Origin of the sequence: Neisseria sp. 27098_8_139 (genome assembly GCF_041433195.1) — a bacterium.
GTDB lineage: Bacteria > Pseudomonadota > Gammaproteobacteria > Burkholderiales > Neisseriaceae > Neisseria > Neisseria subflava.
Genome location: NZ_JAPWBA010000002.1, coordinates 169,585 through 194,137, shown reverse-complemented (window position 1 = coordinate 194,137; position 24,553 = coordinate 169,585). Strand labels below are relative to the sequence as shown.

The window sequence follows — 24,553 nt, the reverse complement described above, 5'->3', positions numbered from 1 at the left end:
TGGATGATCAACCTCTGACATACCTTACCGCAGCACTACCCCATACGCCGCACAATACGCTTTCAGACAATCCTAAGGCCGTCTGAAAACAAAAACATCTTACACCAAGGCAACTATCATTATGTTTGACATTGTATTTATCTTGTTATTCGGCAGGCTTCAGCCCCACAAAACACCCGATTCATCCGACACGCCCGTCCCTTTTGGGCATTCGGCGGCAGGCTCGGCTTTAATTTATTTATGCATACGCATAGGGACAATCATCCTTCATGATTCGATTTCCGAAGCCATTAACAGCCTCCCCCTCATTCTGTTTCAAACAATCTGCATGTTCGGCTGTCTGGTTTTGTATTTCAAAATGTTGCGTACCGCATCCGACCCGAAATACCGTCAGATGATTTATTGGGTACTGGGCATTCTTTCAGGTTTGATCTTAAGCCTCCTGTCCGAAAAATTGTTTTATTTAACGGCTTTATTCATTTACTCATTCTTCGGAAGAACAATAAATTGAATGCCTGCCCTCTTTTTTCAGACGGCCTTTTATCATAAGAACACCCCAGCATTGCAGCTGTGTTGAGTACCTCCACAATATGCTATAATCCGCCGTTAAACTTTTATCTTTTCAGGAAAAACCATGAGCTTGAAATGCGGCATCGTCGGCCTGCCCAACGTCGGCAAATCCACCCTCTTTAACGCGCTGACCCAATCGGGCATCGAAGCGGCGAACTATCCCTTCTGCACCATCGAACCCAACGTCGGCATCGTCGAAGTACCCGACCCGCGCATGGCGGAGCTGGCAAAAATCGTCAATCCGCAAAAAATGCAGCCTGCCATCGTCGAATTTGTCGACATTGCCGGTTTGGTTGCAGGCGCGAGCAAAGGCGAAGGCCTGGGCAACCAGTTCCTCGCCAACATCCGCGAGACTGACGCGATTGTTAACGTCGTGCGTTGCTTTGACGACGACAACATCGTTCACGTTGCAGGCAAAGTCGATCCGATTGCCGACATCGAAACCATCGGCACCGAACTAGCGCTTGCCGACCTCTCCAGCGTCGAAAAAGCCATCGTCCGCGAAGAAAAACGTGCCCGCTCAGGCGACAAAGACGCGCAAAAACTGGTCGAACTATGCAAAAAACTGCTGCCGCATCTGGACGAAGGCAAACCCGTGCGCTCCTTCGGCTTAGACGCTGAAGAACTTGCCATGCTCAAACCACTGTTCCTGCTGACCGCCAAGCCCGCTATGTACGTCGGCAACGTTGCCGAAGACGGTTTTGAAAACAATCCGCACCTCGACCGCCTGAAAGAATTGGCAGAAAAAGAAAACGCCCCCGTCGTTGCCGTATGCGCCGCGATGGAGAGCGAAATCGCCGAATTGGAAGACGACGAAAAAGCCGAGTTCCTCGCCGAAATGGGCTTGGAAGAACCCGGCCTGAACCGCCTGATCCGCGCCGGTTACGACCTCTTGGGTCTGCAAACCTACTTCACCGCCGGCGTGAAAGAAGTCCGCGCCTGGACCATCCACAAAGGCGACACCGCCCCGCAAGCCGCCGGCGTCATCCACACCGACTTCGAACGCGGCTTCATCCGCGCCCAAGTCATTTCCTACGACGATTTTGTCTCACTCGGCGGCGAAGCCAAAGCCAAAGAAGCCGGCAAAATGCGCGTGGAAGGTAAGGAATATGTCGTGCAAGACGGCGATGTGATGCACTTTTTGTTTAACGTATAAACCAAGCAAAACGCTTTTTCAGACGACCTTTGCCAAATCAAGGTCGTCTGAAACATTGAAGGAAACCCAATGACCTCCGTTATCCAAGACTTGAAAGCGCGCGGCCTTATCGCGCAAACTACCGACATCGAAGCCTTAGACGCTTTGTTAAACGAACAAAAAATCGCCCTCTACTGCGGTTTCGACCCAACAGCCGACAGCCTGCATATCGGCCACTTGCTGCCCGTGTTGGCATTGCGCCGTTTCCAAAAGGCAGGGCATACGCCGATTGCTTTGGTGGGCGGCGCGACCGGTATGATCGGCGACCCCAGCTTCAAAGCGGTGGAGCGCAGCTTGAATTCCGCCGAAACCGTTGCCGGCTGGGTAGAAAGCATCCGCAACCAACTGAAACCGTTTTTGAGCTTTGAAGGCGAAAACGCCGCCATTATGGCGAACAACGCCGACTGGTTCGGCAGCATGAACTGCCTCGATTTCCTGCGCGACATCGGCAAGCATTTCTCTGTCAACGCCATGCTGAACAAGGAATCTGTCAAACAGCGTATCGAGCGCGACGACGTGGGTATTTCCTTCACCGAGTTCGCCTACTCCCTGCTGCAAGGCTACGACTTTGCCGAATTGAACAAACGTCATGGTGCGGTTTTGGAAATCGGCGGCTCCGACCAATGGGGCAATATTACTGCCGGTATCGACCTGACACGTCGTCTGAATCAAAAACAAGTATTCGGTCTGACCCTGCCTTTGGTTACTAAATCCGACGGCACCAAATTCGGCAAAACCGAAGGCGGCGCGGTATGGCTGAATGCGAAGAAAACCTCGCCGTATCAGTTCTACCAATTCTGGCTGAAAGTTGCCGATGCCGATGTGTATAAATTCCTGAAATACTTTACCTTCCTGTCTATCGAAGAAATCGACGCCATCGAAGCGAAAGACCAAGCCAGCGGCACCAAGCCCGAAGCGCAACGTATCCTCGCCGAAGAAATGACCCGTCTGATTCACGGCGAAGCCGCCCTGCAAGCCGCGCAGCGCATTTCCGAAAGCCTGTTTGCCGAAGACCAAAGCAGCCTGACCGAAAGCGACTTCGAACAGCTCGCCCTCGATGGTCTGCCCGCATTTGAAGTTTCAGACGACCTCAACGTCGTTGAAGCCTTAGTCAAAACCGGCTTGGCATCTTCCAACAAAGAAGCGCGCGGTTTTGTGAACAGCAAAGCGGTATTGCTCAACGGCCAAGCCGCCGAATCGAACAACCCGAACCACGCCGCCGAACGCCCCGACGATGCCTATCTGCTGACCGACGCGCACAAACGTTTCGGCAAATACACCATCGTACGGCGCGGCAAACGCAACCACGCTTTGTTGGTTTGGAAATAATCTTTAAACATTAAACACATCGTTTAAAACAATCATGCCGTCTGAAATCAGCCACGCTTTTTTTCAGACGGCATTTTCTATTGATGATATTCAGTTTTCCAAAAAGAAAGGGCAGGTTTTGCACCTGCCCTTCTATTAAGCCAATTTCCTTAAGAAACTTTTATCCCCAGCTTACTGCAAACGTTCATTTTCTTGACGGACGGCATTCACCACATCTGCGCCAAACAAAGCGTTGACATCGGTTTCATCAAACACATACTTGCTATGGCAGAAATCGCAATCGATTTGAATGCTGCCTTGTTCCGCCACCACGCCGCCAACTTCTTGGCCGCCAAGCATCAACAGCATATCGCTGACTTTGCCGCGGGAGCAGGTGCAGGCAAATTCAATAGTCTCCGGTTCAAAAACGCGGGGCGGGGTTTCATGGTAAAGGCGGTAAAGGGCGTGATGAGCGTCCAAACCGGTCAATTCTTGCGAAGTAAGCGTTTGCGCAAGCGTAGTCACATGCTCCCACGCGGCATCATCCAATTCTTCTTCCGGCAGACGTTGCAGCAATAATGCGCCTGCGGCTTGGTCGTCGGCGGCAAGCGTAATATAGGTATCGATCTGCTCGGAACGTTTCATATAGTTGACCAACATTTGCGCAATGCTGTCGCCTTCCAGAGGGACAACACCTTGCCATGGGTCGGCATCTTTAGGCTGATGGGTCAAAACGAACACGCTGTTTTCGCCCAACAGCGCAGTCAGGCTTTCGTCATCATGGATTTCAGCAGTTTCGTCCCAACGTGCGGTAGCACGGACAGTATTTTCAGAAGTCGCTTCCACCACCAACATTTTCAGACGGCCCTGACCTTGAACCTGAACAATCAGCGTGCCTTCGTTTTTAAGGTTGGCAGACAATAAAGAACCGGCAGCCAACAATTCACCCAATGCGCGACGGATGGCGACAGGATAATGTTTTTGGTTGACGATGTGGTGCCAAACCTTTTCAAGGCGGATGTGCATACCGCGGATAGGCATATCGTCGAAGATAAAGCGTGTACGGATATCGCTGTGATTTTGTGTCATGTCAGTCTCTGAAAATAAATCAATGAATGCCGCTTATATGGTTGCAGCGGCGGATAAATCAAGCGAAACCGTGTTTGATGTTTTTCTAGTTTGTTTGGAAACAAGGGTTTAACGCAAAATAACAGCAGTTTTTTTGCCAAAAAGACAGTTTTTGAATACAATCAAGCAGATAACAAGAGAATGATACGGGATAACATCTCAGAAACCGGCAATGTGCCTGCAATCGGCAGGGAATGCCTTCTGAAACGGAAGTTTTTATAATGAATTTTTTACTCCGGCTCGCAGCAGTTTGGACTTCGGTCGCCATGCTCGCGAGCGTCAATTTTTCTTACGCCGATGATTTGGAAAACCTGATTACCACCCGTCAGCATGTTTTAAACCAATTCAACGACAACGCCAACGTTTACGACAATACGCGTCAGGCAACCCCTGTCCACCCCGTCAATACACACCCCGCTCCAAGCAACAATACGCGCGCACCTTCAGGCAATGCAGACGAATTGATCGGCAGCGCCATGGGCTTGCTCGGCGTGGCCTACCGCTACGGCGGCACATCGGCTTCTACCGGCTTTGACTGCAGCGGCTTCATGCAACACATCTTTAAACGCGCCATGGGTGTAAACCTGCCGCGCACCTCTGCCGAACAGGCGCAAATGGGCGTTGCCGTGAGCCGTTCGGAATTGCAGCCGGGCGACATGGTCTTTTTCCGCACCATGGGTCCCGGCCGTATTTCCCACGTCGGCCTTTACATCGGCAACAACAATTTCATTCATGCGCCGAGAACGGGCAAACGTATCGAAATTACCAGCCTCGGCCACAAATATTGGAGCGCGAAATACGCCTTCGGCCGCCGCGTGAAGAAAAACGATCCATCCCGTTTCTTGAATTGAGGTGCATGATGGCAATGCCGCAAATGCCCAAATGGTATGACGATGACGGTCAGATTGTTTCCTGCACCGAAAAAGTCAAAGTCATGACCGAAAACTTGAACGAACTGTACCAAATAGCGCAGGACGCATTTGAAGACGCGCTGCTGATGGGTTGTTCCGAAAAACAGCTACGCGAATACTTCCGCGACTTAATGGCTGGACTGGAAAACCCTTATCAAAAAAACGGTTAGTTATTCGATCCATACAAAAAAGGCCGTCTGAAAGTTTTTCAGACGGCCTTTTCTTATTGGCCAGACCCCTACCCTATTGCTAACATTCCACCACGCGCACGGATACAGGGACGGCTTTTTTCTGCAAGGTAATGGCCAAGCCTGCGAGTGAGGTTTCTTTGTAGGTTGCCTTCATATCGCGGCCGGTTTGCAGCATGGTTTGAATCACTTCATCAAGTGAGACTTTTTTGTCTGTGCCGTCTTCTAAAAGTGCGAGGGTGGCGAGCTTGAGGGCTTTTTCGGCGGCGATGCCGTTGCGCTCGATACAGGGGATTTGCACCAAGCCGCCGACCGGGTCACAGGTCAGGCCTAAGTGGTGTTCCATGGCCATTTCGGCGGCGTTTTCCACTTGTTTCGGTGTACCGCCGATAACTTCGGCGTATGCGCCAGCCGCCATGGAACACGCCACGCCGACTTCACCTTGGCAGCCTACATCCGCGCCGGAAATCGACGCGTTGGTTTTATACAAAATACCGATGGCACCGGCAGTCAGCAGGAAATCTTCGACACGCGATTGGTTGGCGTGCGGATTAAATTTGCGGAAATAGTGCAAGACGGCAGGAATGATGCCTGCCGCGCCGTTGGTGGGTGCAGTTACAACACGGCCGCCGGCGGCGTTTTCTTCATTGACCGCCATGGCGTACACCATCGGCCAAAGTTGGGTATTGACGATTTCGCTCTCACGCAGGACTTTGAGTTTGGCCGCCAACTGCGGCGCGCGGCGGCGGACGTTCAAGCCGCCCGGCAGCTGCCCTTCCGCACCCAAGCCGCGCTTGATGCAGTTTTCCATCACATCGGCCACGGCAGCCACACGGCGGCGTACTTCCGCTTCATCGCAACCTGCCAACGCCGCTTCATTGGCCAACACGACTTCGGAAATATTCAACTGGTTCAGACGGCATTGTGCCAGCAGCTCGTCGCAGTTTTTGTAAGGATATGGCACGTCTGAATTTTCCTGCGCTTCTTGTGCAAACCCTTCGTCTGTTACGATAAAACCGCCGCCGACCGAATAATAGATCTGCTCTTTCAGCTTCTGGCCGTCTGAATTATAGGCGATAAAGTTCAAACCGTTCGGATGTTTGGGCAACACTTTGTCGCCGCGGATATCCAAATCTTTTTCAGGATTGAATGCCATTTCACGGCCGTTGAGTTTTAAAACGTGCTGCGTGCGGATGCGTTCCAAGCGTTGGGAGATGTCTGCAAGCGGAATATCGTGCGGCAGGCTGCCTTCCAAACCAAGCAATAATGCGTCGAATGTGCCGTGTCCGATGCCGGTCAAGGCAAGCGAGCCGTACACTTCAATGACAATGCGCGCCACTTGCGTATCCAAGTTTTCGGCATGCAGCAAATCGGTAAAAGCGGCCGCAGCCTTCATCGGGCCGACGGTATGCGAGCTGGACGGGCCGATGCCGATTTTAAAAATATCGAAAATACTGATCATGGGGTTTTCCCTTATAGTCTGAAAAGGCCGTCTGAAGATTTCAGACGGCCTGTTGTTTGTAAAGCTTAAACAGTCTCTATCCAACCGCCAATGCGTTTTTCAACGGCTTCGGCATTCAGCCCCAAATCGGCTAAAAGTTTTTTCGGATCGCCGTGTTCGGTAACTTTGTCTTCTACACCCAGCAGCAATACCGGTTTGCAGATGCCGTGTTTCGCCAACACTTCCAACACTGCGCTGCCTGCGCCGCCTTGTTCGGCGTTTTCTTCGGCGGTAACGATGTAATCGTGGCTTCGGGCAAGACGGACGATCAGCTCTTCATCTATCGGTTTGACAAAGCGCATATCGGCAACAGTGGCGTTCAGCTTGTCGGCGGCGGTCAATGATGGGGCAACCATGCTGCCAAAGGCAATAACGGCAATTTTCTCGCCTTCGCGACGGATGATGCCTTTGCCGATTTCAACGGTTTCCAGGCCGTCTGAAACGGTTGCGCCCGTGCCTGTACCGCGCGGATAACGGACAGCGGACGGCGAATTTGCCTGATAGCAGGTTGAGAGCAGCAAGCGGCATTCGTTTTCGTCGCTGGGAGCGGCAATAATCATGTTCGGCACGCAACGCAAAAAGCTCAAGTCGTATAAGCCGGCATGGGTCGGGCCGTCTGCACCGACAATACCTGCGCGGTCGATGGCGAACAAAACAGGCAGGTTTTGCAAGGCAACGTCATGTACCAACTGGTCGTAAGCGCGTTGCAGGAAAGTGGAGTAAATCGCCACGACAGGCTTAATGCCTTCGCATGCCAAGCCGCCTGCAAAGGTAACGGCGTGTTGCTCGGCGATACCGACGTCGAAATAGCGGTCAGGGAATTGCTGTTCAAACTCAACCAAGCCGCTGCCCTCGCGCATGGCAGGCGTGATGGCAACCAAACGTTCGTCCGCTGCCGCCTGGTCGCACAGCCATTGGCCAAACACTTGCGTATAAGTCGGTTGGGCCGCGGCAGGTTTGACTTCCGGAGCAGGTACTTCGCTCGGCAGCTTGGCGACAGCGTGATATTTGATAGGGTCGTTTTCGGCGAATTTGTAGCCGTTGCCTTTTTTGGTGATGACGTGCAGCAACTGAGGGCCTTTGCGGCCGCGCAAGTCTTTTAATACATCGACCAGATTTTCAACGTTGTGACCGTCCACCGGGCCGGTATAACGGAAACCGAAGTTTTCAAACAAAGACAGCGACTGCTTGGCGTGTTCCGCTTCACCTGCCAATGTTTTGATTTTATTTTCAACTTTTTGGGCAAGCTCCATCGCGCCGGGCAATTTGTCCAATACTTTGCTCGATTGGGCTTTGATGGTGCTCAACAGGCCGTGCATATCGCGCACGACGTTGCTGGCGAGGTATTTCGGCAACGCGCCGACATTGGGGGAAATCGACATTTCGTTGTCGTTGAGGATGACCAGCAAATCGACATCCATATCGCCTGCGCAGTTCAGGGCTTCAAACGCCTGACCTGCCGTCATGGCTCCGTCGCCGATGATGGCGACGCTGCGGCGGTTGTTGCCCAACTGCTTGTCCGCAACGGCCATGCCTAAAGCCGCGCCGATGGATGTAGAAGAATGCCCCACGCCGAATGCGTCGTATTCCGACTCACTGCGTTTCGGAAAACCCGCCAAACCACCGTATTGGCGCATGGTGTGCATTTGATTCTTGCGGCCGGTGAGGATTTTGTGCGGATAGCTTTGATGGCCGACATCCCAAACCAAATGGTCTTCGGGCGTGTCGTACACATAATGCAGTGCCACCGTCAGCTCGACCGCGCCCAAGTTACTGGCGAAATGGCCGCCCGTCTTACCGACGGAATCCAACAGAAATTCGCGCAATTCGGCGGCAACTTGCGGCAGCTGTTTTTTCTCCAGACGGCGCAAATCCTGAGGCGTATCGATAATATCGAGCAAAGGGCTTGGGTTCATGATTTTTGGCGGTGAATTTTTGTGTAACGGACGATTATATCAAGAGATTGCACAACTTGTTACAAATGCTTTCAGACGGCCCGAACCTTTATCCTTTATAATACTGCCAACTAAAAACACAAGGCCGTCTGAAATGACCCAAAACGCAAACAATCTCTGCTGGCTCGATATGGAAATGACCGGCCTCAACCCGGAACATGACCGCATTATCGAAGTCGCCATGATCATTACCGACTCCGATTTGAACGTACTGGCGCAATCGGACGTTTACGTCATCCATCAAAGCGACGAGTTGCTCGACGGCATGGACGAGTGGAACACCGCCACCCACGGCCGTACCGGCCTGACCCAACGCGTGCGCGAATCCAAACTGACCGAAGCCGAAGTCGAGCAAAACCTGTTGGACTTCATGTCCGCATGGATACCCGAAAAATCCACGCCCATGTGCGGCAACTCCATCCATCAAGACCGCCGCTTCATGGTCAAATACATGCCGCGTTTGGAAGCCTATTTCCACTACCGCAACTTAGACGTATCCACGCTGAAAGAATTGGCCAAACGCTGGAATCCGGCCGTCGCCAAAAGCGTGATCAAACGCGGTTCGCACAAGGCATTGGACGACATCCTCGAAAGCATCGAAGAAATGCGCCATTATCGCGAGCATTTCCTCAAACTCCCTTCCGAACAATAATCCCAAGGCCGTCTGAAACAGGTTTTACACTGTTCAGACGGCCTCATCGGCTTCCTTCATCTCATGAAAATCACCAAAATCTTTACCTTCGATTCCTCGCATATGCTCGACGGGCATGACGGCAAATGCCAAAACCTGCACGGCCACACCTACAAACTTGAAATCACCGTCTCCGCGCCCGTTATCCAAGGCGGCGCAAAAGACGGCATGGTGATGGACTTTACCGACCTGAAAGCCATCGTCAAACAACACATTACCGACCCGTTCGACCATGCCTTCATCTATCACGGCAACAACGAACGCGAAAGCCAAATCGCCGCGCTTTTGGAAGGCTGGAACATGAAAACCCTGCGCCTGCCCTGCCGCACCACCGCCGAAAACATGAGCGTAGAAATGTATGGCCGTCTGAAAAACGCCGGTGTCAAAGTGTGCAGCGTGAAATTATGGGAAACGCCGACTTCGTGTGCGGAATATGAAGGTGAATAAACTGCCATCCTGTATTTTTCAGACGGCCTGCTCCCCAAACACACCCATCCGCTAAACATCAAAAGGAATCTTCATGAAACTCCTCTCCACCCTCCTCGTTCTCTTCGTCGCTGTCGAACATTTCTACATCGCCTGGCTCGAAATGACGCAAATCCCAAGCGAAAAAGCGTCGGAACTGTTCAACATGCCTTACGAATTTATGGAACAAAAACGCGTGCAAACCCTGTTTTCCAACCAAGGCCTGTACAACGGCTTCCTCGCCATCGGCTTAGTATGGGCGCGCTTTGCCGCACCCGACAACGCCGTTTACGGCGCGACGATTCTGTTCCTCGGCTTCGTCCTCATTGCCGCCGCATGGGGCGCGTTTTCATCCGGCAACAAAGGCATTTTGCTCAAACAAGGCTTGCCGGCATTTTTGGCCGCCGCAGCCGTCATTACAGCTTAAACACACCAGCCATTCTTTCCCCTCAACCTAACAGAAAGAATGGCTGCCTCAACCGATTTCTCAAAACGCTTTACCACAACAATTAAATCCCGCACACCCGACATTCATGACCATTCAAATCACACCAAACAATCCCCAATACCGCATTGTCGAAATCTTTGAAAGCCTGCAAGGCGAAGGCTGGAATACAGGCATGCCCGCCGTTTTCATCCGTTTGGGCAAATGCAATCTCGCGTGCAGCTGGTGCGATACCGACTACCTCAAATTCGGCATGATGAGCCTATCCGATATTTTAGGCCGTCTGAAAACCTACACGGCGCGCAACATCATCATTACCGGCGGCGAACCCACCATCCAACCGCATTTGGATACCCTGCTCAATGCACTCAAAGCCGAAGGCTATTTTCTGTGTATCGAAACCAACGGCCTCAACACCGCGCCGCCGCAAATCGACTACGTTGCCACCAGCCCTAAAGCCTGCTATGCCGCCAAATATGAATCTAGTTGCATCGAGAAAGCCGACGAAGTGCGTATTGTTGCCGACGGCGATGTCGTTGCGTTTTGCCAAGAGATGGAACGCAAAATCCGCGCCCAACATTACTACCTCTCGCCTTGCGAACAAGACGGTGTGATGAATATCTACGACACCATCCGCCAAATCGGCGTATTAAACAGCCGATCCGACTCCCCCGTCCATTGGCAACTGAGCGTACAGACGCATAAATGGGCAGGAATAGAATAATTCGTTTGAAATCAATTAAAAACAAATCCTTTACAAAATATTGAATGTAAATACCATTCGATATTCGACCAAATGCACTACTGGCAATGCTCTCAGGCCGTCTGAAAACCCAATTTCAGACGGCCTTTTTTGTTACAAACCTCTTGACCGATTACATAAGATTACGTAAAGTGTGCAACAGTTTTCATAAATTGGTAAAACCAATTTACCTGATAACTGATTGCATCTAAAAAAGTGGCAATCCTTATTCGAAAAACATCTATTACTCAACACATCGCATCAAACCGCCATTGATTGACGGTTATGGTGCCCGTTGCCCCAAGGATAATCCCATGGCTCTCTTTCTCAGTATTTTTCCCATTGTGCTGCTGATCTGGCTGATGGTTAAGAAAAACAGTATGCCGTCCTACGTCGCGCTGCCGATTACCGCCGCGCTGATTTATGCCATCAAACTGTTTTATTTCGGCAACGACGCTATGTTGCTCAACGCAACAGCCGCGTCCGGCCTCGTCTCTACCCTGACCCCGATTACCGTGATTTTCGGTGCCATTATGTTTAACCGCATGATGGAAACCACCGGCTGTATCGACGTCATCCGCAAATGGCTGGCTACCATCAGCCCGAATCCGATTGCCCAGTTGATGATTATCGGCTGGTCTTTCGCCTTTATGATTGAAGGCGCATCCGGTTTCGGCACACCTGCCGCCATTGCCGCGCCAATCCTGATGAGCTTGGGCTTCAACCCATTAAAAGTAGCCATCTTCACTTTGGTCATGAACTCCGTACCCGTGTCCTTCGGTGCAGTAGGTACCCCGACTTGGTTCGGCTTCGCGCCTTTGGGCTTGGATCAAAAGAGCATTATGGAAATCGGTATGAGAACCGGCGTAATGCACTTCTTTGCTGGTTTCATCATCCCTGTGATCGGCTTGAGCTTCATCGTACCTTGGGCTGAAATCCGCAAAAACTTGGGCTTCATCGGTATCGCCGTATTCTCCTGTACCCTTCCTTACGTTGCCTTGGCGATGGTTAATGAAGAATTCCCATCTCTGGTTGCCGGCGCAATCGGCCTGATGGTGTCCGTATTCGCAGCAAACCGCGGCTGGGGCTTGAGCAAAGATTACGCCAAAGACCCGAATGCAGAAAAAGTACCTTTCGCACAAGTTGCCAAAGCACTGGCTCCTTTGGGTATGCTGATCGGCATGCTGGTGATCACCCGTATCAAACAGCTGGGCATCAAAGGCCTGCTGACCAGCAAAGAAGAATGGTTCAGCTTCCAACTGCCGTTTGATTTGTCCAAAATCACCGTCAGCGACTCCCTAACCATCACCTTCGGCAACATCTTCGGCCAAGGCGTAAACGCTTCCTACCAAACCCTCTACGTTCCGGCTTGGATTCCGTTTGTCTTCACCGTTTGGATTTGCATCCTGCTGTACAAAACCAAATTCAAAGATGCGTGGTCTTTCTATGCTGCAACCTTCAACCAAACCAAAAAACCTCTGCTTGCCCTGATGGGTGCGTTGATTATGGTTCAACTGATGATGGTTGGCGGCGACGACTCCATGGTGAAAATCATCGGTAAAGAATTTGCCAATGCGGCTGGCGAACACTGGGTGTACTTCTCCCCATACCTGGGTGCAATCGGTGCATTCTTCTCCGGCTCCAACACTGTATCCAACCTGACCTTTGGTCCGATTCAACAACAAATCGCGCTTGATACCGGCCTGTCCGTTACCCTCATCCTCGCCCTGCAATCTGTCGGCGGCGCAATGGGCAACATGGTCTGCATCAACAACATCATCGCCGTGTGCAGCGTGTTGAACGTAAACAACGCCGAAGGCGCCATCATCAAGAAAACTGTGATCCCGATGAGCATCTACGGCATCATCGCCGTGACTGTGGCTGCAATTTTCTTCTTCTAAACCGCTTCATATCAAAGGCCGTCTGAATATTCAGACGGCCTTTTTTGTATTCTTTCGCTATATTTCTTAAAGAATCATTAATGTATATATTCCGCAACAACCCGCATAACCACTTTGCAACACCAAATTACAAACAACTTTCTATTAATAAACAATCCGGTAACCATAAGTAAACACTGTTTTGCAATTTACCCAATTGCCACTACCGACAAAACGCCTAAAATACGCTTCATCTGCAAACGGAAACCCTTTCTCACTTTGCAAGATAACACACAACACTCATATGGAGCTTAGATCATGAAATTACTTTCTGTTATCACTGCAGCCGCATTGGCTACTGTTTCCTTCTCCGCTGCCGCTGCACCTGCCGGCTTCGTTTCTTACAGTTGTGACGGTGGCAAATCACTGAACGTGATGTACGGCTTTGACCGTAGCGGCCGTGCCATTACTGCTGACGTAAATGCCGGTGGCAAAAAAGCCTCTTTGGTTGTCGACAAAAAACGTTCTGACAGCACTGGCACTACTTTCACCAACCGCCGCGGCTATGCAATGTCTGCCGGTTTCATCGACAAAAACACCCACACTACTTCTGAAGTAGTTGGCGTGAACGCCCCTAACGGCTCATTCCTGGTGAAAAACTGCGAACCACGTCCACGTTAATCCCAGTTTTCCTATTTAACCGAATCATCCCGGTTTGATAGAAAGGCCGTCTGAAAAACAATTTTCAGACGGCCTTTTGATTCGAGCCTATAAAAAGAGCATGTACCGTACACGCTCTTTTTGTTTGTTCACACAACAATTAAATACGCATCGGCATTACGATGTATTTGAAGTTCGGATTATTCGGTACGGTAAACAGCGTTGAACGGTTGGCATCGCCGAAGGCAAGCTGCATATCGTCGGAGTGGATGTTACGCAACACATCCATCAAGTAGCCGATGTTGAAACCGACTTCGAGCTCTCCGCCTTGGTAAGCGATTTCCAGCTCTTCGCGCGCTTCTTCCTGCTCGTTGTTGCTACATACGACACTCAGCAAACCAGGCTGCAGGAACAGTCGTGCGCCGCGGAATTTTTCATTGGCAAGAATGGCGGCACGCTCGAGTGCACCCAAAAGCTGGGTACGGGATACGAGGAAAATCTTGTCATTATCCAAAGGAATCACGCGGTTAAAGTCAGGGAACTTGCCGTCGATGACTTTGCTGACAATGGTTGTGCCATTGCATTGGAAGCGTACTTGATTGTCCAAAAGCTCAACGGTGATGGACTCGGACGGATTGTTCAACAGCTTGAAGAGTTCCAATACCGTTTTACGCGGCAGGATCACTTCCGTTTTCGGCAGTTCTGCTTCAATTTGACTGGCCGCATAAGCAAGGCGGTGGCCGTCGGTTGCAACAAGGCGCAGCTGATTACCTTCAACCTGCATCAGCAAACCGTTGAGGTAATAGCGGATATCTTGAACTGCCATGCTGTATTGCACTTGCGAAAGCATGGTTTTGAAGGTTTCTTGAGTCAGTGAGAAAGTCGCACTGACGTCGCTGCCGACGCTCATCAACGGAAAGTCTTCAGCCGGCAAGGTTTGCAGGGCAAAACGGGATTTTCCCGCGCGCAGAGTCAAACGGTTGTCCGCCCAATCCAGTGACACCAGCGCACTGTCAGGCAGGGCACGCAGGATGTCTTGGAATTTTTTAGCGTTGGTCGTAATACGGAAATCGCCTGCCTGACTTTCAGGGCCGGCGGTATTGATTTGGATTTCCAAGTCGGTTGCCAAAAGTTTGGTTTGTCCGTCTTTGCTTTCCAGCAACACATTAGACAAAATCGGCAGAGTATGGCGACGTTCGACAATACCGGTAACGGCTTGCAACGGCTTGAGCAGACTGTCGCGATCGGCTTGTAAAATCAGCATGTTCCATTCCTTTGAATTTGAAATCGGTTGATTTGGGTATTTTAAAATATTTTTTGTATTCAGACGGCCTCACATTGACATCAGGCCGTCTGAATATTGCATTGGGTCAGTTCTGAATCAAAATCAGCAGTTTTTCGTAGTCTTGCGCCAATTCGGGATCTTCTTCGCGCAGTTTTGCCACCGCTTTGACACCGTGCATCACGGTCGTGTGATCGCGACCGCCAAAGGCATCACCGATAGAAGGCAGGCTGAGCGTGGTCAGCTCTTTGGTCAGGCTCATGGCAACTTGGCGCGGACGGGCAATATTGCGCGTGCGTTTTTTGCCTAATATATCGCTGATTTTAATACGGTAGTATTTGGCTGTCGCATCGATGATGATGTCGGCGGTAATGACTTTGTGTTTCTCGGCAATAATATCCTGCAAAGCCGTGCGCGCCAAATCCATGTCGATGACAGGACGGTTCATAAAACGGCTGCTGGCACTGACACGGTTGAACGCGCCTTCCAGTTCGCGCACGTTGGAACGAATCAGGTTGGCAACAAACAATGCGGCTTCGTCTTCAATGCTGATGCCTGCCGCTTCTGCCTTTTTCTGCAAAATCGCCACGCGCATTTCCAGCTCGGGTGGCTCGAGTTCTAAAGTCAAACCCCATGAAAAGCGCGATTTGAGCCGGTCGTCCATGCCTTCAATTTTGGCAGGTAACACGTCGCAAGTGAGGATGAGCTGTTTTTTCTCGTTATGGAAATGGTTGTACAGATAGAAAAATTCTTCCATCGTACGGTCTTTGCCTTTAATGAACTGAATATCGTCGATAATCAGCAGGTCATATTGTTTGTATTGTTGCTTGAACACATCATAAGTGTTGTTGCGTACAGCCTTCATAAAGCTGCGGATATAGTCGTCCGAGTGCATATAACGCACTTTGGCATCAGGACGGTTTTTCAGCAATTCATTGCCGATGGCTTGCACCAAGTGGGTTTTACCCAAACCGGTACTGCCGTATAAGAAAAACGGGTTGTAGCCCTGCCCCGGATTTTCAGCAATCGCTTGGGCGGCAGCGGCGGCAAGGCGGTTGCCCTTACCTTCCACCAAAGTTTCAAATGTATAGTCGCGCGACAGATTGGTCTGTTCGTAGCGTGCTTCTTCCGCATCGTGTTGCGCGTCGGTTTTGGCTTTGGCAACTGCTTTAGATTCAGCCGGAGCAGTAGTTTGCACTTGAGGCTCATGCGGCAGGTTTTTCATGCGTTGCGCCAAAATCTCGGCAGCCGTCATGGCAGCTGCAGGTTTGGAAACCGTTTCAGACGGCCTATTTTCTTCCATTGGCGCAGCAGTTTGCAAAGGCATTTGAACAGGCTCTACACACTCTTCAACTTCAATGACCTCTTGCACTTGCACCGGCGCAACAGTCTGAGCCGCCATTTCATAATGCGTACCTACGCCCGGCTTAAACGCGAAAGCAGCCTGCTGAGGCACCAATTCGGCACGCACGGCATCAATTTTGGCGGCAAACTGGCTTTTAAGCATATTGCAGGCAAATTGGTTTTTACCATACACCACCCACACGCCGTTTTCTTCACCCACGGTCAAAGGCGCAATCCATTGCGCAAACTGCCCGGCAGGCAACATTTCGTGAAGGCGGCAAAGGCACAGCGGCCAAAATTCAGCTAACGTCATGAGATTAAGCTCGGAAATGGAAGATTTGGGAAATACAAGAAGGCAGAGCAGACAGGCAATCCGATAAAAATCAAATTTTTACGATACTCCCGCTTTCAGACGGCCTTGCACACAGAGAAAAGCAAGGTTGGTCAATTATACCCATTCCGCTCTTTTTTATCCACAACCGCCGCAAAATTTTATCCACAAATTCTATCAATGCATAAAACCCGTTGTCACACTTTAGCCAACGAAAAGTTTTTATATTGATTGACAAAAGCGGCAAATTGGAGTGTAATTCACGGTTTAATTATCTACCAATTTTTAGGAAACATCATGAAACGCACTTATCAACCTTCCGTTACCAAACGCAAACGCACCCACGGCTTCTTGGTTCGCTCCAAAACCCGCGGTGGTCGCGCAGTATTGGCTGCCCGTCGCGCCAAAGGCCGCAAACGCCTGGCTGTATAATTTTGAATTACGGCTTCTCGAAGCAGTATCGCTTATTAAAAACGGATGATTTTTCATCCGTTTTTGCGTTGAAAAACCGACGCAGCCGCGATTTGCTGCAAGTCTCCCAGTCCGCAGACAATGCGCTCGGCCATCCGCGCCTTGGCTTGGTCGTCAGCAAAAAGACCGCCAAACGCGCCCACGACCGCAATTATATGAAGCGCGTCATCCGCGACTGGTTCAGACTGAATCAACACCAGCTGCCGCCGCATGATTTTGTTGTGCGCGTGCGTCAGGCGTTTAATCGGGAAACTGCCCCAGAAGCCCGAGACCAACTTGCCCAGCTGATGAAAAAACGCCGATGAACACCCTGCTTTCCAAGCTCCTCCTTGCACTCATCCGCTTTTACCAATACTGCATCAGCCCTCTCATTCCGCCGCGCTGCCGCTATACCCCGACCTGTTCACAATACGCAGTCGAAGCCATCAAAAAATACGGCGCATTCAAAGGCGGATGGCTGGCAATCAAACGCATCGCACGATGCCATCCTTTCGGCGGACACGGACATGACCCTGTTCCATAATGCTGCTGTCAACCATTTAAAGAACACGATTTCCTTTAATTTCCCGTCGGTTTCTATATAATGCCGTCTGAAGCAGTTTTCATCTCGATTACCTATCCGTCAATTCCAGGAATCTCTTATGGATTTTAAAAGACTAATGGCGTTTTTTGCCATTTCAGTGGCAATCTTTGCCGGCTGGGAACATTTTTTTCCCAGCCCCAAACCCAATCCGGCGCAACAAGCCGCGCAACAGCAAACGGCCGCCGCTCCGGCAAAAGCCGCTGCCGAAGCCGTGCTTGCCTCGGCCTCTCCCATTACCGTTACCACAGACACGGTTAAAGCCGTCATCGATGAGAAAAGCGGCGACCTGCGTCAGCTGACCCTCTTGCAATACAAAGCAACCGGCGACGAACACAAACCTTTCGTCCTGTTTAACGACGGCAAGGAATACACCTACGTTGCCCAATCTGAACTTTTGGACGCTCAAGGCAACAACGTTCTGAAAGGCATCAGCTTTACCGCCCCACAAAAACAATACAGTTTGGAAGGTGACAAAGTTGAAGTCCGCCTGAGCGCACCTGAAACCAACGGCCTGAAAATCGACAAAGTTTATACTTTTACCAAAGGCAGCTACTTGGTTAACATCCGCTTTGACATTACCAACAGCAACGGCCAACCTGTCGACCTGAGCGCGGACTACCGCATCGTACGCGACAACAGCGAACCCGAAGGTCAAGGCTACTTCACCCGCTCTTACGTCGGCCCGGTGGTTTACACCCCTGAAGGCGACTTCCAAAAAGTCAGCTTCTCTGATTTGGACGACGATGCCAAATCCGGCAAATCCGAAGCCGAATACATCCGCAAAACCCCGACCGGCTGGCTCGGCATGATTGAACACCACTTCATGTCCACCTGGATTCTCCAACCTAAAGGCGGACAAAGCGTTTGCGCCGCTGGCGACTGCCGTATCGACATCAAACGCCGCAATGACAACCTGTACAGTGCAAGCGTCAGCGTGCCTTTAGCCGTGATCCAAGCCGGCGCAAAAGCCGAAACCGCCATCAACCTGTATGCCGGCCCGCAAACCACTTCCGTTATCGCCAATATCGCCGACAAACTGCAACTGGCCAAAGACTACGGCAAAGTACACTGGTTCGCCTCTCCCCTCTTCTGGCTCTTGAACCAACTGCACAACATCATCGGCAACTGGGGCTGGGCAATCATCGTTTTGACCATCATCGTCAAAGCCGTACTGTATCCATTGACCAACGCCTCTTACCGCTCTATGGCAAAAATGCGTGCTGCCGCACCTAAATTGCAAGCCATTAAAGAGAAATACGGTGATGACCGCATGGCGCAACAACAAGCCATGATGCAGCTTTATAAAGACGAGAAAATCAATCCGCTGGGCGGCTGTCTGCCTATGCTGTTGCAAATCCCCGTCTTCATCGGTCTGTACTGGGCATTGTTCGCCTCCGTAGAATTGCGCCAAGCGCCTTGGTTGGGTTGGATTACCGACTTGAGCCGTCCGGATCCTTTCTACATCCTGCCTTTGATTATGGCGGTAACCATGTTTGCACAAACTTATCTGAATCCGCCGTCAACCGACCCAATGCAGGCGAAAATGATGAAAATCATGCCTTTGGTTTTCTCCATCATGTTCTTCTTCTTCCCTGCCGGCTTGGTTCTGTACTGGGTAGTCAACAACCTCTTGACCATCGCCCAACAATGGCACATCAACCGCAGCATCGAAAAACAACGCGCCCAAGGCGAAGTCATTTCTTGATGAAGGTTTAGGCAACACAAAGGCCGTCTGTTGTTCAGACGGCCTTTTTTTATTTCCTCAAACAAATACAGTTTAAGATTGAACCCAATCCAGTTTTAAGCGGCATGCAACACAAAAATTGTTGGGCGTTTTTTCAAATTCGGCATTTCTTTTCTTTTTCGCCACTGCGCAATCGTCTGGCTGATGATTTCCTGTGTCGGCAAGGTCAAGTCCGTAGCCACACATAAGCGCGTTTCAGGATGCAGGTTTTCCACCGCATCAGCCAACAACGCATCGTTGCGATACGGCGTTTCGATAAACAGCTGCGTTTCATTCTGCTGGCGCGAACGTTGCTCCAAAGCCTTCAAACTCTGAATTCGCTCATTTTTTTCAGACGGCAGATAACCCTTAAATGCAAAGTTTTGCCCATTCGCACCCGAAGCCATCAGCGCCAGCAGCAAACTAGACGGCCCAACCAAAGGCCGTACTTCAAACCCGTGTTTATGCGCCAATGCCACCAAATTCGCACCCGGATCGGCAACAGCCGGACAACCTGCCTCACTGACAATGCCCATACTGCGCCCTTCTTGCAAAGGCTTCAGCAATTCCGGCAAAGTCTTCAAATCCGTATGTTCATTCAGCGTTTGCAGATTCAGCTCACGGATAGGCGTAGTCACGCCCAAATGTTTCAAATGCGCACGCGCCGTTTTTTCCGCTTCTACGACAAAATCCGTCAGCCCGACAATCGCCTGTTGTTCATGCGGCAACAGGCATGGCGTATCAGGCGCACCCAAAGGGGTAGGAATCAAATACAAAATCGGTTTCATTCTTGCAACTCCAAAAAATCTCAGGCCGTCTGAACACATTCAGACGGCCTCAAACTATAAAACTTCCACACCTTCGTTTTTCAAAAAATCAATCAGACGGAAAATCGGAAGGCCGATCAAAGCATTCGGGTCCGTACTTTCAATCCGCTCCAACAAAGCAGCGCCCAAACCCTCGCTCTTCGCCGCACCGGCACAATAAACCGCATCCGGCTCGCGTTCCAAATATCGGCTGATTTGCTCCTGCGTCAACTGTCGCATGGCAACCACCGTATGATCGACATGATGCTGAACCTTGCCCGTAGCAGTATTCAAAAGCACGATTGCACTGTAAAATTCAATCCGTTTTCCGCTTAAGTCCGCCAGCATCTGTTGTGCATTTGCGACGTTCATCGGCTTGCCCAACTGCCGTCCTTCGCACCATGCGACTTGGTCTGCACCGATAATCAGCGCGGCAGGGAAAATTGCCGCCAATGAACGGGCTTTGCCTTCCGCCAAACGCAGCGCCGTTTCGCCCGCATGCTCGCCCACAATAGGCGTTTCGTCAAAATCAGGCGATGCCGTCTGAAAATCGACACCCAAACGGCGAAGCTGTCCGCAGCGGAAAACCGAACTCGACCCTAAAACCAAAGGCAGTTTTACTTCCATATTTTTACTTAAAAACATTGACGTTAGACCGTCGAAATTATATCATACTCCGTTTATGTCATACCCTAATTTGATTGACCCAGAAGTTTTCGCCGCCGAAGGGCAGAATCTGCAAGACAGCTTCCTGCTCGAAGAATTGGATGAACGAGTCAGTTCGCACGATTATCCGGCCGACAAACAGACACGCGTGTCGTTTACGCTGCAAGGCGGTCGCGACCGGCTGCAACGTCTGTTTCTCGATTTAAACGTCAAAGCCGACATGCCCCTGATTTGCCAGCGTTGCATTACGCCCATGCCGTTTCTGCTCGATGAAACCAGCCGTATCGTCCTGTTTGCCGATGAAGAGAGTTTGGACGAAGCTATGCTTGCCGATGAAGAATTGGAAGGCATGCTGCTCGAAAAAGAGCTTGACGTGCGGACTCTGGTTGAAGACCAAATCCTGATGTCGCTCCCTTTCTCCCCTCGACACGAAGACTGCGGCAACAATGGAACACTGGACGAAGTCAATCGGGACAAACCAAACCCCTTCGCTGTTTTAGCAGGTTTGAAAAGCAGTTAATTAGGACACAGTTTATTTATCTAGGAGCTTGAAATGGCCGTTCAACAAAACAAAAAATCCCCTTCTAAACGCGGTATGCACCGTTCACACGACGCTCTGACTGCGCCTTCTCTGTCTGTTGACAGCGCAACCGGCGAAGTGCATCGTCCACACCACATTTCTCCAAACGGTATGTACCGTGGCCGTAAAGTGGTAAAAGCTAAAGGCGAATAATCCGTTCGTCTGACTGAAAAAGCCAGAATATTGCCATGCAATGACTGGCTTTTTTGCATTGCACCCTGTATTTTCCTCTTCGGAAGCACACCATGAAACGTAAAATCTGGTACACCTACGACGACATCCACCGCGTAATCAAAGAATTGGCGGAAAAAATCCAAAACTCCGGCACCAAATACGATGCCATGATTGCCATTGGCGGCGGCGGTTTTATCCCTGCCCGCATGTTGCGCTGCTTCTTGGAAATTCCGATTTACGCCGTCACCACAGCCTACTACGACAGTGATAACGAAGGTCAAGTGACCGAGGAAGTGAAAAAAGTCCAATGGCTTGATCCCGTTCCAGATGCCCTGAAAGGCAAAAACGTACTGGTTGTTGACGAAGTGGACGACAGCCGCGTTACCATGGAATTCTGCCTGAACGAATTGTTGAAAGAAGATTTCGGCACTGTCGGCGTGGCAGTATTGCATGAAAAAATCAAAGCCAAAGCCGGTAAAATTCCTGAAGGCATCCCTTATTTCAGCGGCATTACCGTTGAAGACTGGTGGATCAACTATCCTTGGGACGCGCTGGACATCGACGAACACAACAAATTGGCTGCGCAAAACCAATAAATCTGGCACGACCGTCGCAACAAGCCTTTTCATCTGATTTTCAATTCAATCTCCTGAAAATCAGATGAGTGTGCTTTTCCGATTGTTTGAGGCCGTCTGAAACACACAAACCGGAGAACAACATGATTACACTGGCCGTAGATGCCATGGGCGGAGATGCAGGCCTTGCGATGACCGTCCCCGGTGCAGTGGATTTCCTGAAACAGCAATCCGACGTACATCTGATTATGGTCGGAGATGAAGCAGCAGTCCGCCAAGCATTAAGCTCGGCAGGCGCGCCTATGGATCGCATTACCGTCTGCCATGCAGCGCAAGTCGTCGAAATGGATGAAGCGCCACAATCCGCTCTGAAAAACAAAAAAGAATCATCCATGCGCATCGCCATCAACCAAGTTAAAGAAGGCAATGCGCAAGCCGCCGTATCGGCAGGCAATACCGGAGCACTGATGGCGACCGCCCGATTCGTCCTCAAAACCATTCCCGGCATTGAGCGCCCTGCCATCGCCAAATTCCTGCCTTCCGACAGCGAACACGTTACCCTGGCTTTGGATTTGGGTGCCAACGTCGACTGTACGCCCGAACAACTGGTTCAATTTGCCATCATCGGCAGCGAGCTGGTACACGCGCTATACCCTGAAAAAGGCAGCCCTCGTGTCGCCCTTTTGAACGTCGGCACTGAAGACATCAAGGGCACGGATGCCGTCAAACAAACCTTTCAACTGTTGAGCAGCAGCAAACTCAACTTTATCGGCAATATCGAAAGCAACAGCGTTTTGTATGGCGAAGCCGATGTCGTTGTCGCAGACGGATTTGTCGGCAACGTTATGCTCAAAACCATCGAAGGCGCGGTTAAATTCATGAGCGGCGCCATCCGCCGTGAATTCCAAAGCACCCTGTTCAACAAACTTGCCGCCATTGCCGCCCTGCCCGCGCTCAAAGGTTTGAAAGGCAAATTGGATCCGCGCAAATTTAACGGTGCCATCCTTCTTGGTTTACGCGGCATCGTGATTAAGAGCCACGGCGGAACTGACGAAGTCGGCTTCCGTTATGCTTTGGAAGAAGCCTACCACGAAGCCAAATCTGCCGGCCTCGCCCAAATCGAACAAGGCGTAGCCACCCAGTTGGCTGCTTTGGAAGCCGCCAAAGCAGCAGCCGAACTGGAAGAAGCCGCTACTCCAGCAACGGAAGCTTAAGGCTGATATACACAGGCCGTCTGAAACTTCAAAATGTTCAGACGGCCTGTTTTTATCTTTGATTACCGGCTTCATTCTTAATATTGGGAATTTTCCCATTTTCGCTTACAATACCCGACTATCTGAATCAATTCTCTAAAAAGGCCGTTCTCATGCAATATGCCAAAATTTCCGGTACAGGCAGCTACCTTCCTGCCAACCGCGTCAGCAATGACGACCTTGCCAAAAAAGTGGACACTTCCGACGAGTGGATTACCACGCGTACAGGTATCAAATTTCGCCATATTGCAGACGACAGCGAAAAAACCAGCGATTTGGCCGCCGAGTCAGCACGCCGCGCCTTGGCAGATGCCGATTTACAGGCTGACGATATCGACCTGATTATCGTCGCCACAGCCACTCCCGATATGCAGTTCCCTTCTACGGCAACCATCGTGCAGCAAAAATTGGGCATTGTCAACGGCTGCCCTGCCTTTGACGTACAAGCCGTGTGCGCCGGTTTTATGTATGCCCTGACCACTGCCAATGCCTACATCAAAAGCGGCATGGCGAAAAACGCTTTGGTTATCGGCGCGGAAACCTTCAGCCGCATCGTCGATTGGAACGACCGTACCACCTGTGTCCTCTTTGGTGACGGTGCGGGCGCGGTTGTCTTAAGCGCATCTGACGAACCGGGCATCATCCACAGCAAACTCAAAGCCGATGGCAACTACCTCAATCTTTTAAACGTCCCCGGACAAATCGCCAACGGCCAGATTTGCGGTTCACCCTACATCAGCATGGACGGCCCCGGCGTATTCAAATTTGCCGTCAAAATGCTGTCTAAAATCGCAGATGACGTTATCGAAGAAGCCGGTTACACTGCCGATCAAATCGATTGGATTGTGCCGCACCAAGCCAATAAGCGCATTATCGACTCTACCGCCAAACACTTAGGCTTGAGCATGGACAAAGTCATCTTGACTGTCCAAGACCACGGCAACACGTCCGCTGCCTCCATTCCACTGGCACTGGATGTCGGTATTAAAAACGGCCAAATCAAACGCGGACAAAACCTCTTGCTCGAAGGCATCGGCGGCGGTTTTGCCTGGGGTGCGGTTTTGGTGAAATACTAACGGTTGGGCCGTCTGAACACCCTTTTCAGACGGCCTATTCTGCTCAAACC

General features: G+C 50.9%; 27 protein-coding genes. 20 read left to right on the top strand and 7 right to left on the bottom strand.

The genetic code is table 11. The annotated features are described in order from the left end of the window. Window positions 1–121 precede the first annotated feature (121 nt). The 3 genes from O3660_RS03625 (at window position 122) to tyrS (ending at window position 3,094) form a co-directional block, all read left to right on the top strand. Window positions 122–511, top strand: coding sequence for a hypothetical protein (locus tag O3660_RS03625; RefSeq protein WP_371464574.1), 390 nt, complete (start codon window positions 122–124; stop codon window positions 509–511). A 123-nt stretch (window positions 512–634) separates the two neighbouring features. Further along, window positions 635–1,726 carry a redox-regulated ATPase YchF gene (gene ychF / locus O3660_RS03620; RefSeq protein WP_371464573.1) on the top strand — a complete coding sequence of 364 codons (1,092 nt, stop codon included), beginning with the start codon at window positions 635–637 and terminating at the stop codon, window positions 1,724–1,726. A 69-nt stretch (window positions 1,727–1,795) separates the two neighbouring features. Then, window positions 1,796–3,094 (top strand): tyrosine--tRNA ligase, encoded by a 1,299-nt coding sequence (tyrS, locus tag O3660_RS03615; protein ID WP_371464571.1) that lies wholly within the window; start codon window positions 1,796–1,798, stop codon window positions 3,092–3,094. A 171-nt stretch (window positions 3,095–3,265) separates the two neighbouring features. Here the strand turns inward: tyrS and hslO are convergent, their stop codons facing one another. Further along, a complete protein-coding gene (gene hslO, locus O3660_RS03610; protein ID WP_371464569.1) occupies window positions 3,266–4,162 on the bottom strand; it encodes an Hsp33 family molecular chaperone HslO in 897 nt (298 codons plus the stop codon). Window positions 4,163–4,422: 260 nt separating this feature from the next. Between hslO and O3660_RS03605 the strand changes: the two genes are divergently transcribed. Further along, window positions 4,423–5,052 carry a C40 family peptidase gene (locus O3660_RS03605; RefSeq protein ID WP_003684586.1) on the top strand — a complete coding sequence of 210 codons (630 nt, stop codon included), beginning with the start codon at window positions 4,423–4,425 and terminating at the stop codon, window positions 5,050–5,052. Between the two features lie 8 nt (window positions 5,053–5,060). Then, entirely contained in the window at window positions 5,061–5,282 is a 222-nt protein-coding gene (locus O3660_RS03600) for a hypothetical protein (RefSeq protein WP_004519529.1), read from the top strand. Between the two features lie 79 nt (window positions 5,283–5,361). On the opposite strand, the gene O3660_RS03595 is transcribed toward O3660_RS03600, so the two are convergent. Both O3660_RS03595 and dxs read right to left on the bottom strand, forming a co-directional pair. Continuing rightward, complete coding sequence (locus tag O3660_RS03595; RefSeq protein ID WP_049352024.1) at window positions 5,362–6,762, bottom strand: L-serine ammonia-lyase; 1,401 nt, start codon at window positions 6,760–6,762, stop codon at window positions 5,362–5,364. A gap of 65 nt (window positions 6,763–6,827) precedes the next feature. After that, complete coding sequence (gene dxs, locus O3660_RS03590) at window positions 6,828–8,717, bottom strand: 1-deoxy-D-xylulose-5-phosphate synthase (protein ID WP_049352021.1); 1,890 nt, start codon at window positions 8,715–8,717, stop codon at window positions 6,828–6,830. A gap of 133 nt (window positions 8,718–8,850) precedes the next feature. On the opposite strand from dxs, the gene orn reads away from it, so the two are divergent. The 6 genes from orn to O3660_RS03560 all read left to right on the top strand — a co-directional run bounded on the left by orn (window position 8,851) and on the right by O3660_RS03560 (window position 13,660). Next, entirely contained in the window at window positions 8,851–9,408 is a 558-nt protein-coding gene (orn, locus tag O3660_RS03585) for an oligoribonuclease (protein ID WP_049352019.1), read from the top strand. A 63-nt stretch (window positions 9,409–9,471) separates the two neighbouring features. Then, entirely contained in the window at window positions 9,472–9,894 is a 423-nt protein-coding gene (queD, locus tag O3660_RS03580) for a 6-carboxytetrahydropterin synthase QueD (RefSeq protein WP_003748900.1), read from the top strand. A 73-nt stretch (window positions 9,895–9,967) separates the two neighbouring features. Then, window positions 9,968–10,339, top strand: coding sequence for a DUF1304 domain-containing protein (locus tag O3660_RS03575; protein WP_003684508.1), 372 nt, complete (start codon window positions 9,968–9,970; stop codon window positions 10,337–10,339). Window positions 10,340–10,445: 106 nt separating this feature from the next. Then, window positions 10,446–11,081, top strand: a complete 636-nt coding sequence (locus O3660_RS03570) for a 7-carboxy-7-deazaguanine synthase QueE (RefSeq protein WP_049352016.1) — start codon at window positions 10,446–10,448, stop codon at window positions 11,079–11,081. 332 nt (window positions 11,082–11,413) lie between these two features. Further along, window positions 11,414–13,000, top strand: a complete 1,587-nt coding sequence (locus O3660_RS03565; protein ID WP_003684590.1) for an L-lactate permease — start codon at window positions 11,414–11,416, stop codon at window positions 12,998–13,000. A gap of 297 nt (window positions 13,001–13,297) precedes the next feature. Further along, entirely contained in the window at window positions 13,298–13,660 is a 363-nt protein-coding gene (locus O3660_RS03560; RefSeq protein WP_049352014.1) for a hypothetical protein, read from the top strand. Window positions 13,661–13,799: 139 nt separating this feature from the next. On the opposite strand, the gene dnaN is transcribed toward O3660_RS03560, so the two are convergent. Both dnaN and dnaA read right to left on the bottom strand, forming a co-directional pair. After that, window positions 13,800–14,903 carry a DNA polymerase III subunit beta gene (dnaN, locus tag O3660_RS03555; protein ID WP_003684553.1) on the bottom strand — a complete coding sequence of 368 codons (1,104 nt, stop codon included), beginning with the start codon at window positions 14,901–14,903 and terminating at the stop codon, window positions 13,800–13,802. A 106-nt stretch (window positions 14,904–15,009) separates the two neighbouring features. Beyond that, on the bottom strand, window positions 15,010–16,578 hold the full coding sequence (dnaA, locus tag O3660_RS03550) for a chromosomal replication initiator protein DnaA (RefSeq protein WP_049352012.1): 1,569 nt from the start codon (window positions 16,576–16,578) through the stop codon (window positions 15,010–15,012). Window positions 16,579–16,893: 315 nt separating this feature from the next. Here dnaA and rpmH point away from each other — a divergent pair, with 315 nt between their 5' ends. From rpmH to yidC, 4 genes are all read left to right on the top strand, one after another. Continuing rightward, a complete protein-coding gene (gene rpmH, locus O3660_RS03545; protein WP_002214728.1) occupies window positions 16,894–17,028 on the top strand; it encodes a 50S ribosomal protein L34 in 135 nt (44 codons plus the stop codon). A 2-nt stretch (window positions 17,029–17,030) separates the two neighbouring features. Beyond that, window positions 17,031–17,372 carry a ribonuclease P protein component gene (gene rnpA, locus O3660_RS03540; RefSeq protein ID WP_049352010.1) on the top strand — a complete coding sequence of 114 codons (342 nt, stop codon included), beginning with the start codon at window positions 17,031–17,033 and terminating at the stop codon, window positions 17,370–17,372. Then, window positions 17,369–17,590 (top strand): membrane protein insertion efficiency factor YidD, encoded by a 222-nt coding sequence (gene yidD / locus O3660_RS03535; RefSeq protein WP_049352007.1) that lies wholly within the window; start codon window positions 17,369–17,371, stop codon window positions 17,588–17,590. Before rnpA ends, yidD begins: the two co-directional genes overlap by 4 nt. A gap of 118 nt (window positions 17,591–17,708) precedes the next feature. After that, window positions 17,709–19,355, top strand: a complete 1,647-nt coding sequence (yidC, locus tag O3660_RS03530) for a membrane protein insertase YidC (protein WP_049352005.1) — start codon at window positions 17,709–17,711, stop codon at window positions 19,353–19,355. Between the two features lie 95 nt (window positions 19,356–19,450). Here the strand turns inward: yidC and O3660_RS03525 are convergent, their stop codons facing one another. Beyond that, complete coding sequence (locus tag O3660_RS03525; RefSeq protein WP_049328886.1) at window positions 19,451–20,161, bottom strand: SAM-dependent methyltransferase; 711 nt, start codon at window positions 20,159–20,161, stop codon at window positions 19,451–19,453. Between the two features lie 54 nt (window positions 20,162–20,215). After that, window positions 20,216–20,806, bottom strand: a complete 591-nt coding sequence (locus tag O3660_RS03520) for a Maf family nucleotide pyrophosphatase (protein ID WP_049352071.1) — start codon at window positions 20,804–20,806, stop codon at window positions 20,216–20,218. 55 nt (window positions 20,807–20,861) lie between these two features. On the opposite strand from O3660_RS03520, the gene O3660_RS03515 reads away from it, so the two are divergent. From O3660_RS03515 to O3660_RS03495, 5 genes are all read left to right on the top strand, one after another. Beyond that, complete coding sequence (locus O3660_RS03515; protein WP_049352003.1) at window positions 20,862–21,365, top strand: DUF177 domain-containing protein; 504 nt, start codon at window positions 20,862–20,864, stop codon at window positions 21,363–21,365. Window positions 21,366–21,398: 33 nt separating this feature from the next. Further along, complete coding sequence (rpmF, locus tag O3660_RS03510) at window positions 21,399–21,578, top strand: 50S ribosomal protein L32 (RefSeq protein ID WP_002240035.1); 180 nt, start codon at window positions 21,399–21,401, stop codon at window positions 21,576–21,578. A 92-nt stretch (window positions 21,579–21,670) separates the two neighbouring features. Next, a complete protein-coding gene (locus tag O3660_RS03505) occupies window positions 21,671–22,195 on the top strand; it encodes a phosphoribosyltransferase (RefSeq protein WP_049352000.1) in 525 nt (174 codons plus the stop codon). 122 nt (window positions 22,196–22,317) lie between these two features. Further along, window positions 22,318–23,388 (top strand): phosphate acyltransferase PlsX, encoded by a 1,071-nt coding sequence (gene plsX, locus O3660_RS03500; protein WP_049351994.1) that lies wholly within the window; start codon window positions 22,318–22,320, stop codon window positions 23,386–23,388. Window positions 23,389–23,540: 152 nt separating this feature from the next. Next, window positions 23,541–24,503 (top strand): beta-ketoacyl-ACP synthase III, encoded by a 963-nt coding sequence (locus tag O3660_RS03495; RefSeq protein WP_049351992.1) that lies wholly within the window; start codon window positions 23,541–23,543, stop codon window positions 24,501–24,503. The last annotated feature ends 50 nt before the right edge of the window (window positions 24,504–24,553 follow it).